Here is a 12794-nt window from a genome sequence, read left to right as displayed (position 1 = left end):
TGACCGTCCTGTCAGGCGTGTGTCATCCATGCCCACCGGTGCGCCCGCGGCCCACGAGGCCCCTGCGCGCCGACCCATGACCACTCCACGTGACCGCTCGGCTCCGCGCTGCCCGGACACCGTGGAGGGAGGTATTCGTCATGACCATGCTCACCCCGCGCACCCCGGCCAAGCTCGCACCGCCGGGCCGGACCCGCCGCGAGCGCAAGGCCGCCGAGCTGGAGTCCCGTACCCGGCTCGTCGGCGAGCGCCTCGCCGAGACCAGCGCCCGCCCCGCCGTCCGGGTCCTGCAGGACGTGGATTCGTCCCGGAACGGCCTCACCCACGCCGAGGCCGCGCTGCGCCTGGAGCGCCACGGCGCCAACGCCGTCGCCGAGGAGCGCGCGCCCCTGTGGTTCGTCCAGCTGGGGAAGGCGTTCTGGAACCCCTTCATCGGCGTCCTGCTCTTCCTGGCCGCCGTCATGTACTGGCAGGACCCCGAGGATCCGGGCGTCGTGATCCTCTCCGTGATGGTGGGGATCAGCGGACTGCTGCGGTTCTGGCAGGAGTACCGCTCGGGCCGGGCCGCCGACGCGCTGAAGAGGCTCGTCACCACCACCTGCGCGGTGCAGCGCCGGGCCGGCAGCGGCTCCGTGCCCACGACCGTCGAGGTCCCCATGGACCGGGTGGTCCCGGGCGACATCGTCAAGCTGGCCGCCGGCGACCTGATCCCGGCCGACCTGCGGCTCATCGGCTCCAAGGACCTGATGGTCGGCCAGGCCGCCCTGTCCGGCGAGTCCCTGCCCGTCGCCAAGGCCGACACCCGTACGGAGGACCTCGGCCAGCAGGAGACCACCGACCCGGTCGAGGCCGACAACCTCTGCCTGATGGGGACCTCGGTCACCTCCGGCACCGCCACCGGCGTGGTCGTGGCCACCGGCGCCGACACCTACTTCGGCTCGATGGCCGGCTCGCTCGTCGGCGAGCGCCCGCAGACCAACTTCGACAACGGCGTGCGCAAGGTCAGCTTCCTGCTGATCCGCTTCATGCTGGTCATGGTCCCGGTCGTCTTCATGGTCAACGGCCTGACCAAGGGCGACTGGGACGAGGCCTTCCTCTTCGGCATCGCCGTCGCGGTCGGTCTGACCCCCGAGATGCTGCCGATGGTCGTCTCCGCCAACCTGGCGCGCGGCGCGGTCGCCATGTCCAAGCGCAAGGTGGTCGTCAAGCGGCTCAACGCCATCCAGAACCTGGGCGCGATGGACGTGCTCTGCACGGACAAGACCGGCACCCTCACCGAGGACCGGATCGTCCTGGACCGCTACCTGGACGTGCACGGCGACGAGGACCACGAGGTCCTGGAGTACGGCTACCTCAACGCGCACTTCCAGACGGGCCTGCGGAACCTGATGGACCAGGCCGTCATCGACCGCGTGGACGAGGCCGAGGAGGTTGTCGTCGACGCACGGTTCTCGATGGTCGACGAGATCCCCTTCGACTTCGCCCGGCGCCGGATGTCGGTGGTCCTGAACCGCAACTCCCTCGTGGGCGGCCCCGACCGCGCCGAGCACGTCATGATCACCAAGGGGGCGGTCGAAGAGGTCCTGGACCTCTGCGCGCACATGACGGACCGCGGTGAGAAGGTCGAGCTGACCGAGCAGCTGCGCCGGCACGTCACCCGGATCGCCGAGGACAACAACCGGCAGGGCCTGCGGGTCCTGGCCGTCGCCACCCGCTCGATCCGGAGCCCCCGCGACACCTACACCGTCGCGGACGAGGACCAGCTGACCCTGATCGGCTTCCTCGCCTTCCTCGACCCGCCGAAGGCCGACGCCGCCCGGGCCCTGCAGGGGCTGGCCGACAAGGGCATCGCGGTGAAGGTGGTCACCGGCGACAACGACCTCGTGGCCGCCCGGGTCTGCGCCGACGTCGGCATCGAGGTCGGGCACGTGGTGCTCGGGGCCGAGACCGACGGGCTCGACGAGGCGCAGCTGCGCGCGCTGGCCGCCCGTACGACGGTCTTCGCCAAGGTCAACCCGGTCCAGAAGGCCCGGATCGTGCGGGCCCTGCAGGCCGACGGGCACACGGTCGGCTTCCTCGGCGACGGCATCAACGACGCGGCCGCGCTGCGCGACGCCGACGTCGGCATCTCCGTGGACACCGCCGTCGACATCGCCAAGGAGTCGGCGGACATCATCCTGCTGGAGAAGGACCTGACCGTCCTGGAGCAGGGCGTCGTCCAGGGCCGGACCACCTTCGGCAACACGATCAAGTACATCAAGATGACGGCGTCGTCGAACTTCGGCAATGTCTTCTCGGTGCTGGTGGCGAGCGCCTTCATCCCCTTCCAGCCGATGCTCGCGATCATGCTGCTGGTCCAGAACCTGGTCTACGACATCGCGCAGCTGGCGACCCCGTGGGACCGGATGGACGAGGAGTACCTGCGCAAGCCCCGCAACTGGGACGCCAAGGGCATCTTCCGCTTCATGGTGACCATCGGCCCCATCAGCTCGATCTTCGACATCGCGATGTTCCTGATCATGTGGAACGTCTTCGCCGCCAACAGCGAGGCGAGCCAGTCGCTCTTCCAGTCCGGCTGGTTCATCGAGGGCCTGCTGTCGCAGACCCTGATCGTCCACATGATCCGTACCCGGAAGATCCCGTTCATCCAGTCCCGCGCCTCCTGGCCGGTGATGGTGATGACCGTCCTCGCGGTGCTGACCGGGCTCTGGCTGCCCTTCTCCCCGCTGGCCTCCTCGCTGGGCTTCGTGGCCCTGCCGGCGAGCTACTTCCCGTGGCTGATCGGTGTGCTCCTCGCCTACTGCACGCTGACCCAGCTCGTGAAGACCTGGTACATCCGCACCTTCAAGACCTGGCTGTAAGAGGGGGCCGAGCCGATGGCGAACGCCTAGTGCTGTGACCCGGTGAACCTTGCCGGTCACAGCACTAGCAGGGGTGCCGGCGGTGGTCAAGCCACGGGTTTCCGGGACGTGCCCCCGGGCACGGGACGGGGCGCACTGGAAGGGTGGATTCCCGATTCCCCCACCCGAGGAGGACCGTCATGACCCGTACCCCGAAGACGCCCCGTTTCACCCTGCTGGCCGCCTCGGTCGCAGCGGGCGCCGCGGCCGTCCTGTTCCCGGCGGCCGCGGGTGCCGCCCCGTTCCCCGCGACGGCATTCGCCGCCTCCCCCGCGACGGTGGCGGCGGACGGCGCCGACGGGAACGGCAGCTCCGCCGTGGGGCGCGGCACCGCCCTGCCCGACGGCCCCGGCAGCGTGATCGACGAGGACCCGCCCGAGAACCGGCGACCGAAGCCGTGGTGGGCACCCGGCCCGTGGTGGGAACACCACCGCAACCAGCAGTGGCAGTGTGTCGCCGCCCCGTGCGAGCCCCCGGGCAGCCCCGCCGGCTCCGACCCGGACGTCGGCGGGGGCGCGCCGGTCACCTCCTGACGGTGTCCGTCACTTCAACGTGGCCGAGGTCAGGCCCGCCTGGATCTGGCGCTGGAAGGAGAGGTAGACCGCCAGCATGGGGATGATCGCGATGGTGGCGCCGGCGAACAGCACCGGCAGGTCCGTCTCGTAGCCCATCTGGTACTGGAGCTGGATGAGGCCCTGGGTGAGCATGTAGCGCTCGGGGTCCGCGCTGGTCTGGGGCTGCATCAGCACCGCGGGCAGGATGTACTGGTTCCACTGGCCCAGGACGTTGAAGATCCCGACGCTGATCAGGCCGGGCTTGGCCATCGGCAGCATCACCTGGAAGAAGATCCGGGTGTCGGAGGCCCCGTCGATGACCGCCGCCTCGTGGATCGCCGTCGGCAGCGTCCGGAAGAAGGAGTGCATGAAGAAGACGGTGAAGGGCATCGAGTAGGCGACGTACACCAGGATCAGACCCTGGTAGGTGTTGAGCATGTCGAACCGCTTGACCATGAAGAAGAGCGGTACGAGCGCCAGGAACACCGGGAACATCGCCCCGCTGACGAAGAAGTAGTAGATGACCCGGTTCCCCCGGAAGGGGTAGCGCGCCAGCACGTAGGCGGCCATCGAGCCGAACAGCATCGTCAGCGGTACCGAGAACACCAGCACGATGAGGGTGTGCGCGAAGTAGCCGCCGATGCCCTTGTTCCAGGCCCGGCCGAAGGCGTCGAAGTTCCAGTTCGAGGGCCAGCTCAGGGCCGAGCCGCCGATCTGCGCGTCGGTCTTGAAGGACCCGAGCGCGAGCCAGATGAGCGGCAGCACGATCATTATCGCCCAGAGGACGAGGAAGCCGTGCGAGAAGACGTTGAGGACCACGCCCTCGGAGCGGCGTCCGCCCCGCTCCCCTGTCCGTCCGGCTCCGCCGGACCGCTCCGCGGACGCTTCGCCCGGAGCCTTGATCACTGTGGTCATGATGGTCTCCCGCTCAGAACTCGATGCGCTCGCGGCGGGTGGCGCGCAGCGTGATGACGGACAGGATCATGGTCAGGACGAGCATGACCACTCCCATGGCGCAGGCGTAGCCGCTCTTGCCGAAGTAGAGGAAGTTGCGCATCAGCACCGTCGACATGACCTCGCTGTGGTGGTCGGGTCCGCCGCCGAACTGGCCCGAGGTCATGGTCGACACGAGGACGAACATGTCCATCGCGGCGATGCCCAGGTAGACCGCGGAGGTCTGCACAGAGTCCCACAGCAGGGGCAGCGTGACCCTGAAGAAGGTCTGGGCGCGCCCGGCGCCGTCGAGCAGCGCGGCCTCGTAGATGTCCTTCGGTACGGACTGCATGGCCGCGGAGAAGAGGACGAGGTAGAAGCCGACGCCGTGCCAGACGACGACGAACAGCAGGCACCAGAGGACGAAGTTCGGCTCGTTGAGCCATTCGACCGGGTGTTGCGCGTCGATCAGGCCCAGCTTGGTGAGGAAGCCGTTGAGCAGGCCGCCCTCGTCGCTCCGGTAGATCGCGCCGAAGAGCACGGCGAGGATGGCGAGGGAGAGGACCTGCGGGAAGAAGTAGACGATCTTGTAGAAGCGTGATCCGCCGACGCCCTGGACCCCGCCCGCCCCGCTGCGCCCTCCCGCGTTCACCATGAAGGCGAAGAAGAGGGCGAGCAGGATGGTGATCACCGGGACGAACACCACGAGCAGCAGGTTGTGCCAGAGCGCGCCGAGGAAGACCTCGTCATCCAGCAGGGTCGAGTAGTTCGCCAGGCCGACGAAGTCGAACGTCGGTGACTGCCCGGACCAGTTGGTGAAGGAGTAGCCGAACGTCTGTACGTACGGCCAGATGACGAAGGTCAGGTACAGCGCGAGGGGTGCGAAGAGGAAGGCGGCGATGAAACCGCCCTTCCCCCTCCCCTGGGCTACGTGGCTCATGGTGTCCGTCCCTGCGGTGGTCAGCTGCGCTTGTTGTTCTTGGCGTTCGGGTCCTTGGCCGCCTTGTCTACCGCAGCCTGGGCCCGCTTGATCCATTCCTTCGGCTGGATCCGCTGGGCCATCAGCTCATTGGACGCGTTCTCGATCTCCGTGCCCATTTCGCTGTACCACTCGGTGTACAGGTAGTTGAAGGTGTTGGCGCCCGCCGCCTTCACCGCCTCGACCGCCGACTGGGTGCCCGGCCGCAGCTTGACGTTCGGGTCCACGCCGTCCTTGACGACGGTGAGCGAGTTCGCCTGCTGGGCGAAGATGGTGGACCACTCGCGGGAGAGCATCGAGCGGAGGAACTCCAGGCCGCCGGCCTTGTTCGCGGCCTTCTCCGGGACGATGAAGGCCTCGCCCGCGCCGGCCCGGATGGCCTCCAGGGGCAGCTTGCTGTCGGCGAGCAGCGGCACCGGCAGGAACTTCATGTCGAAGTCCTCCGGGGTCTGCTTGAGCTGCTCGTTCTCGAGCCAGGATCCGGAGGGGATGAAGACGGCCTTGTACTGGTTCCAGGCGGTCTGGGACTCCGTGTGGGTGAGGCCGTTGGTGCCCGGCATCAGGAGGCCCTTCTCGACGACCTCGTAGACCGCCTCGACGGCGGCGAGGGCCGCCGGGTTGCCCTCGAAGGCGTTCTTCTCCAGGTTGTCGATCGCCTTCATGGCCTCCAGACCGCCCTTCTTGGCGATCAGGTCCATGATGACGACGTTGATGTAGTACGGGTACTTGCCCTGGTGGGCGACGCCGCCGATGCCGGCTTCCTTGGCCTTGGTGCAGATGGCCAGGAACTCGTCCCAGGTCTTGGGCGCCGTCCAGCCCTTCTCCTTGAAGAGCTTGCCGGAGTACCAGAAGCCCCAGACGGTGTACACGTAGTTCAGCGCGACGAACTTGCCGCCCTGGGTGCCCTGTTCGACGGTGCCGGCGATGAGGGTGTCGCGGACCTTCTTGGACGGGTCATCGAGCGACGGCGCATCGAGCACCGCGCTGAGGTCGGCGAGCTGGCCGCCCTTGGCGAGCACGTCCAGCTTGATCATCTGGGCGCCCGCGTCGTCGACGACGTCCGGCGGGTTGCCGCCGTTGAAGCGGGGCTGGAGCTTGGCGGTGATCTCCTGGGTGCCGAGGTGGGAGCTGGTGGTGCCCCACTTCTTGTCGAAGGCGGCCTCCCAGGCCTTGGCGTAGTCGTCGCCGAACCCGCCCTTGAAGACGACCACGTCCAGCTTGCTGCCCTTGGCCAGGCCGAAGGGGTTCTCCTTGGAGACGACACCCTTGTCCGGGCCCTTCGTGGACTCCTCGCCGCCGGAGGCGCAGGCGGACAGGAAGCTCATCGTCGGCACCGTGATAAGTCCGAGTGCTACGGAGCGCTTGATCAGGTCGCGGCGCCCGAGGCCTTCACCCGTGGATCCCATGCTCATGTCCTCGCCTTCGTCTGAAGTATGAAGGAGGCCGGGAGTCGCGGCAGTTGCCGTGCATGCGGGCATCGCCGCAGGTCCCCGCCCATCCCCCCGGTCCGGGCCGCTCGTCGCGCGGTGGTCCGGACGGGCACAGGTATAGTCCACTTCCGCTCGTGTGAGCAAGATCATGCACACGGATGGCCGTCGGCTTTTCCGAGTTGAGACCTGTCCGTCATCTGGACCGGCCCCCGGAAAGCCGGAAGGGCCGTACCCCCTCGGCGGGGATACGGCCCTTTTGGTACCGGTCTGTGCGGCGGCGCCGGCCGCTGCCGTGCTTAGCCGCGGATGAGGTTGCGGAGCACGTACTGCATGATGCCGCCGTTGCGGTAGTAGTCCGCCTCACCGGGGGTGTCGATGCGGACGACCGCGTCGAAGGAGACACCGGTGTCGGTGGTCACCTTGACCGTGCGCGGGGTGGTGCCGTTGTTCAGCTCCTCCACACCGGTGAAGGAGAAGGTCTCCTCGCCGGTGAGGCCGAGGGAGGCCGCGGTGGCGCCCTCGGGGAACTGCAGGGGCAGGACGCCCATGCCGATCAGGTTGGAGCGGTGGATGCGCTCGTAGGACTCGGCGATGACGGCCTTGACGCCGAGCAGCGCGGTGCCCTTGGCCGCCCAGTCGCGGGACGAGCCGGAGCCGTACTCCTTGCCCGCCAGGATGACCAGCGGGATGCCGGCGGCCTGGTAGTTCTGCGAGGCGTCGTAGATGAAGGAGACCGGCGCGCCGTCGACGGTGAAGTCGCGGGTGAAGCCGCCCTCGGTGCCCGGCGCGATCTGGTTGCGCAGGCGGATGTTGGCGAACGTACCGCGGATCATGACCTCGTGGTTGCCGCGGCGGGAACCGTACGAGTTGAAGTCGCGGCGCTCGACGCCGTGCTCGGTGAGGTACTTGCCGGCCGGGGTGTCGGCCTTGATCGCACCGGCCGGGGAGATGTGGTCGGTGGTGACCGAGTCGCCCAGCTTCGCCAGCACGCGCGCGCCGGCGATGTCGGAGACCGGGGTGGTCTCCATCGTCATGCCCTCGAAGTAAGGGGGCTTGCGGACGTAGGTGGACTGCGGGTCCCACTCGAAGGTGTTGCCGGTCGGGATCGACAGCGCCTGCCACTGGGCGTCGCCCGCGAAGACGTCCTGGTAGGACTTGCTGAACATGTCCTCGCCGATGGCGTTCGCCACGACGTCGTTGACCTCGGCCTCGGAGGGCCAGATGTCCTTGAGGAAGACCGGGTTGCCCTCGGTGTCGACGCCGATGGCCTCGGTGGTGATGTCCACCTTCATGGAGCCCGCGATGGCGTACGCGACGACCAGCGGCGGGGAGGCCAGGTAGTTCATCTTGACGTCGGGGTTGATGCGGCCCTCGAAGTTGCGGTTGCCGGAGAGCACCGAGGTGACCGCGAGGTCGTGCTCGTTGATCGCCTTCGAGATCTCCTCGTCCAGCGGACCGGAGTTGCCGATGCAGGTGGTGCAGCCGTACCCGACGAGGTTGAAGCCCATCTTGTCGAGGTACGGGGTCAGGCCGGCCTTGTCGAAGTAGTCGGTGACGACCTTCGAGCCCGGGGCCAGGGTGGTCTTGACCCACGGCTTGCGGGACAGGCCCTTCTCGACCGCCTTCTTGGCCACGAGCGCCGCGGCGACCATGACGTAGGGGTTCGAGGTGTTGGTGCAGGAGGTGATCGCGGCGACGGTGACGGCGCCGTGGTCGATCTCGAAGGAGGTGCCGTCGGCCAGGGTGACCAGGGTCGGGCGGGTCGGCACGCCGTCGACGGTGGCCGGGGAGTCGGAGGCCGGGAAGGACTCCTTGCCCGCCTCGTCGTCGTCCTCGACGTAGTTGCGCACGTCGAGGGCGAACTGCTGGGAGGCGTTGGCGAGGACGATGCGGTCCTGCGGGCGCTTCGGGCCGGCGATGGAGGGGACGACCGTGGAGAGGTCGAGCTCCAGCTTCTCGGAGAAGTCCGGCTCGGCGGCCGGGTCCAGCCACAGGCCCTGCTCCTTGGCGTACGCCTCGACGAGCGCGACCTGCTGGGCGTCGCGGCCGGTCAGGCGCAGGTACTTCAGCGTCTCGTCGTCGATCGGGAAGATCGCGGCGGTGGAGCCGAACTCCGGCGACATGTTGCCGATGGTGGCGCGGTTCGCGAGGGAGGTGGCGGCGACGCCCTCACCGTAGAACTCGACGAACTTGCCGACGACACCGTGCTTGCGCAGCATCTCGGTGATGGTGAGCACCAGGTCGGTGGCGGTGGTGCCGGTCGGCAGCTCGCCGGTCAGCTTGAAGCCCACGACGCGCGGGATCAGCATGGAGACCGGCTGGCCGAGCATCGCGGCCTCGGCCTCGATGCCGCCGACGCCCCAGCCCAGCACGCCGAGGCCGTTGACCATGGTGGTGTGCGAGTCGGTGCCGACGAGGGTGTCGGGGTACGCCTGGCCGTTACGGACCATGACGGTGCGGGCCAGGTGCTCGATGTTGACCTGGTGGACGATGCCGGTGCCCGGGGGGACGACCTTGAAGTCGTCGAAGGCGGTCTGGCCCCAGCGCAGGAACTGGTAGCGCTCCTTGTTGCGGCCGTACTCCAGCTCGACGTTCTGCGCGAAGGCGTCCTTCGTGCCGAACTTGTCGGCGATGACCGAGTGGTCGATGACCATCTCGGCGGGCGAGAGCGGGTTGATCTTCGCCGGGTCGCCGCCGAGGGCCTTCACGGCCTCGCGCATGGTGGCGAGGTCCACGACGCAGGGAACGCCGGTGAAGTCCTGCATGATCACGCGGGCCGGCGTGAACTGGATCTCCTCGCTGGGCTGGGCCTGGGAGTCCCAGTTGCCGAGCGACCGGATGTGGTCGGCGGTGATGTTCGCGCCGTCCTCGGTACGGAGCAGGTTCTCCAGCAGGACCTTCAGGCTGTAGGGAAGGCGCGCGGCGCCCTCGACCTTGTCCAGCCGGAAGATCTCGTACGACTCGTCGCCCACCTGCAGCGTGCTGCGGGCGTCGAAGCTGTTCGCCGACACGACAGTCTCCTTCATGCATGAATTCGCGCGTAATTACCGCATCCTGCCGCCACGCCCCTTGGCCAATCCGCTAAGGTAAGGCTAAGTTAGGTAACCCTTACCAGCGGGGGCGGCTGCGGTTCGCCTTCGGCAGATATCTCGATGTCGAGATAACTCTAGTACATGTCCGGGGTCAGGGACGAGGCGCGCACCCTCAGGCCCGCCGGGGCGGTCAGCCGACCGGTCGCTTCCGCTTGCCCCGATTCCACCAGCCGCGCAGACCAGGAAGAGGTCCCGGGGCGTACGGAGCCCATCGCGCGCGGCGGCGGCCGGCACCTGGCGGCCGCCCGGATCGTAAAGCGTGTACACGGCGTCGGGGCGGCCGGGCGCGGCGAAGGCCCGGCCGAAGGCCCGCCCTTCCGCGTCCTCGGGAGACGCGCGCGATGCCGGCGACGGTGGGTCCGGGTCCTGGTCCTGGCACGCGGGCCATCGTACGGATTTCGTCGTCCGGGGTGGGTCATGACGTCCTCGCCGAAACCGGCAGCGCCGCGGCGGAGCCGGACCGCCGGCCGGCCGTGGAGGACTGGAACCCGGTCGGGCTGCTGCCGAAGGGGACCGTCCCGCACCACGCGGTGCTGGACGTGCTGCCGACCCGCCGCCCGATCGCCCTGGTCGGCCGGCGCGAACTGGAGCTCTACCGGGCCCTGGCGGATGCGGGGAAGCCGCCGCATCAGCGGAACCGGGGTGCGGATGACCCTGGTGGGCGCCCGCGTGGTGCACGACGCGGAGTCCCCGGCGGGCCGGGCGGCTTCGGCCCGGGCGGCCCGCGCGGGCTCGGGCCCGCGCCCGGCCTCGTACGCGGCGGTGCACGGTGGCCGCCACCGCGCGTGCGGGTGCGGCGGGAGCGCCGGGGCCCGACGCGTTCGTGTCCGGGGCCCGGCCGGGCCCCGGACACGCCCACCCGCCCCCGTCCAGCCGAACCGCAACTCGCCGGGCAGCACGCCACCAACCACCCCACCATGGGACCTGACGGCCAATAACACCCAAATGCCACACCCCCCGCGATCAACATCTCATATCTGAGATACGGTGCACCCATGGCAGACGACTACCTCGTACGCATCGGCAAGCTCATCCGTGACGCCCGGCAGCACCGGGGCTGGACGCAGAGTCAGCTCGCCGACGCCCTCGGCACCAGCCAGAGCGCCGTGAACCGGATCGAGCGCGGCAACCAGAACATCAGCCTTGAGATGATCGCCCGGATCGGCGAGGCACTCGACAGCGAAATCGTCTCCCTGGGCTATGCCGGCCCGATGCACCTGCGCGTGGTCGGCCGCCGCCGCCTGTCCGGCGCCATCGACGTCAAGACGAGCAAGAACGCCTGCGTCGCCCTGCTCTGCGCCTCCCTGCTCAACAAGGGTCGTACGGTGCTCCGCCGCGTGGCCCGCATCGAGGAGGTCTACCGCCTCCTGGAGGTCCTGAACTCCATCGGCGTCCGCACCCGCTGGATCAACGACGGCGTGGATCTGGAACTGGTCCCGCCGGCCCGCCTCGACATGGACGCGATCGACGCGGACGCGGCCGTCCGCACCCGCAGCATCATCATGTTCCTGGGCCCGCTGCTCCACCGCATGGACAACTTCCGCCTGCCCTACGCCGGCGGCTGCGACCTCGGCACCCGCACCATCGAGCCGCACATGATCGCCCTGCGCCGCTTCGGCCTGGACATCACCGCGACCGAGGGCATCTACCACGCACAGGTCGAGCCCGGCGTCTCGCCCGGCCGCCCGATCGTGCTGACCGAGCGCGGGGACACGGTCACCGAGAACGCGCTGCTGGCCGCCGCGCGCCACGACGGCGTCACCGTCATCCGCAACGCCTCCTCCAACTACATGGTCCAGGACCTGTGCTTCTTCCTGGAGGCGCTGGGGGTGAAGGTCGAGGGCATCGGCACCACCACCCTCACCGTCCACGGCATCCCGAACATCGACGTGGACGTGGACTACTCCCCCTCCGAGGACCCGGTCGAGGCGATGAGCCTCCTGGCCGCCGCCGTGGTCACGGAATCCGAACTGACCATCCGCCGGGTCCCGATCGAGTTCATGGAGATCGAGCTCGCGGTCCTGGAGGAGATGGGCCTCGACCACGACCGCTCGGCGGAGTACACGGCGGACAACGGCCGCACCCGCCTGGTCGACCTGACGGTCCGCCCGTCGAAGCTCGAAGCCCCGATCGACAAGATCCACCCGATGCCGTTCCCCGGGCTGAACATCGACAACGTCCCGTTCTTCGCGGCCATCGCCGCCGTGGCACAGGGCCAGACCCTCATCCACGACTGGGTGTACGACAACCGCGCCATCTACCTCACCGACCTGAACCGCCTCGGCGGCCGCCTCCAACTCCTGGACCCCCACCGCGTCCTGGTCGAGGGCCCCACCCGCTGGCGCGCGGCGGAAATGATGTGCCCGCCGGCCCTGCGCCCGGCGGTGGTCGTCCTCCTGGCGATGATGGCGGCCGAGGGCACCTCGGTGCTCCGCAACGTCTACGTGATCAACCGCGGCTACGAGGAACTGGCCGAGCGCCTCAACTCGGTGGGCGCCCAGATCGAGATCTTCAGGGACATCTAGGGACATCCAGGGATCGCGACACCGCCGACTCCTTCACCGAGCACGCGGGCATCGTCGCCGACGCGGCCGGCACCGTCCTGCAGCGCAACCGGATCGTCGGCAACCAGGTCGGGATCTACGTGGCCGGCACGGGGCTCGACATCGGCCACAACGACATCCAGCAGAGCTCGTACGTCGGAATGGCCCTCCAGGACGGTTCGTTCACGATCCGCAAGGACCGGATCAGGGGCGGGGTCCACGGCGTCGCGGTCATCGCAACAGAGGTCGACACGAACGCGGTCCTCGAAGGCGTGAAGATCACGCAGACCTCGGGCGTGCCGGTACAGACCTTCGAGTGCTGCGGGTTCACCGCCACGGCGACCGTGAACCCGTAACCGCCGA

Annotated in this window: 9 protein-coding genes; 5 read left to right on the top strand and 4 right to left on the bottom strand. The window is 68.7% G+C overall.

Annotated elements, in window-relative coordinates:
* Positions 1–140 precede the first annotated feature (140 nt).
* Positions 141–2861 carry a magnesium-translocating P-type ATPase gene (gene mgtA / locus AB0O21_RS10165; protein WP_365168626.1) on the top strand — a complete coding sequence of 907 codons (2721 nt, stop codon included), beginning with the start codon at positions 141–143 and terminating at the stop codon, positions 2859–2861.
* A 179-nt stretch (positions 2862–3040) separates the two neighbouring features.
* Positions 3041–3433 (top strand): hypothetical protein, encoded by a 393-nt coding sequence (locus tag AB0O21_RS10160; protein ID WP_365168623.1) that lies wholly within the window; start codon positions 3041–3043, stop codon positions 3431–3433.
* Positions 3434–3442: 9 nt separating this feature from the next.
* On the opposite strand, the gene AB0O21_RS10155 is transcribed toward AB0O21_RS10160, so the two are convergent.
* From AB0O21_RS10155 to acnA, 4 genes are all read right to left on the bottom strand, one after another.
* On the bottom strand, positions 3443–4369 hold the full coding sequence (locus AB0O21_RS10155; RefSeq protein ID WP_365168620.1) for a carbohydrate ABC transporter permease: 927 nt from the start codon (positions 4367–4369) through the stop codon (positions 3443–3445).
* A 13-nt stretch (positions 4370–4382) separates the two neighbouring features.
* On the bottom strand, positions 4383–5327 hold the full coding sequence (locus AB0O21_RS10150; RefSeq protein ID WP_365168617.1) for a sugar ABC transporter permease: 945 nt from the start codon (positions 5325–5327) through the stop codon (positions 4383–4385).
* Positions 5328–5347: 20 nt separating this feature from the next.
* Positions 5348–6778 (bottom strand): N-acetylglucosamine/diacetylchitobiose ABC transporter substrate-binding protein, encoded by a 1431-nt coding sequence (ngcE, locus tag AB0O21_RS10145; RefSeq protein ID WP_365168614.1) that lies wholly within the window; start codon positions 6776–6778, stop codon positions 5348–5350.
* Positions 6779–7092: 314 nt separating this feature from the next.
* The gene (gene acnA / locus AB0O21_RS10140) at positions 7093–9807 is read right to left on the bottom strand and encodes an aconitate hydratase AcnA (RefSeq protein ID WP_365168611.1); all 2715 of its coding nucleotides are present in this window, start codon (positions 9805–9807) and stop codon (positions 7093–7095) included.
* A 491-nt stretch (positions 9808–10298) separates the two neighbouring features.
* Between acnA and AB0O21_RS10135 the strand changes: the two genes are divergently transcribed.
* The 3 genes from AB0O21_RS10135 to AB0O21_RS10125 all read left to right on the top strand — a co-directional run bounded on the left by AB0O21_RS10135 (position 10299) and on the right by AB0O21_RS10125 (position 12787).
* Positions 10299–10826 (top strand): hypothetical protein, encoded by a 528-nt coding sequence (locus AB0O21_RS10135; protein WP_365168608.1) that lies wholly within the window; start codon positions 10299–10301, stop codon positions 10824–10826.
* A gap of 57 nt (positions 10827–10883) precedes the next feature.
* On the top strand, positions 10884–12413 hold the full coding sequence (locus AB0O21_RS10130; RefSeq protein WP_365168605.1) for a UDP-N-acetylglucosamine 1-carboxyvinyltransferase: 1530 nt from the start codon (positions 10884–10886) through the stop codon (positions 12411–12413).
* Between the two features lie 119 nt (positions 12414–12532).
* On the top strand, positions 12533–12787 hold the full coding sequence (locus tag AB0O21_RS10125; protein WP_365168602.1) for a hypothetical protein: 255 nt from the start codon (positions 12533–12535) through the stop codon (positions 12785–12787).
* Positions 12788–12794 lie beyond the last annotated feature (7 nt).

The organism is Streptomyces sp. NPDC091371 (assembly GCF_040684275.1).
Taxonomy (GTDB): Bacteria; Actinomycetota; Actinomycetes; order Streptomycetales; family Streptomycetaceae; genus Streptomyces.
The sequence above is the reverse complement of the archived record's forward strand: the minus strand, read 5'-3'. Positions and strand labels throughout refer to the sequence as shown.

Coding starts and splice junctions, on each gene's coding strand:
- mgtA (WP_365168626.1), top strand. CDS start 141: ATGACCATGCTCACCCCGCGCACCCCGGCCAAGCTCGCACCGCCGGGC.
- AB0O21_RS10160 (WP_365168623.1), top strand. CDS start 3,041: ATGACCCGTACCCCGAAGACGCCCCGTTTCACCCTGCTGGCCGCCTCG.
- AB0O21_RS10155 (WP_365168620.1), bottom strand. CDS start 4,369: ATGACCACAGTGATCAAGGCTCCGGGCGAAGCGTCCGCGGAGCGGTCC.
- AB0O21_RS10150 (WP_365168617.1), bottom strand. CDS start 5,327: ATGAGCCACGTAGCCCAGGGGAGGGGGAAGGGCGGTTTCATCGCCGCC.
- ngcE (WP_365168614.1), bottom strand. CDS start 6,778: ATGAGCATGGGATCCACGGGTGAAGGCCTCGGGCGCCGCGACCTGATC.
- AB0O21_RS10130 (WP_365168605.1), top strand. CDS start 10,884: ATGGCAGACGACTACCTCGTACGCATCGGCAAGCTCATCCGTGACGCC.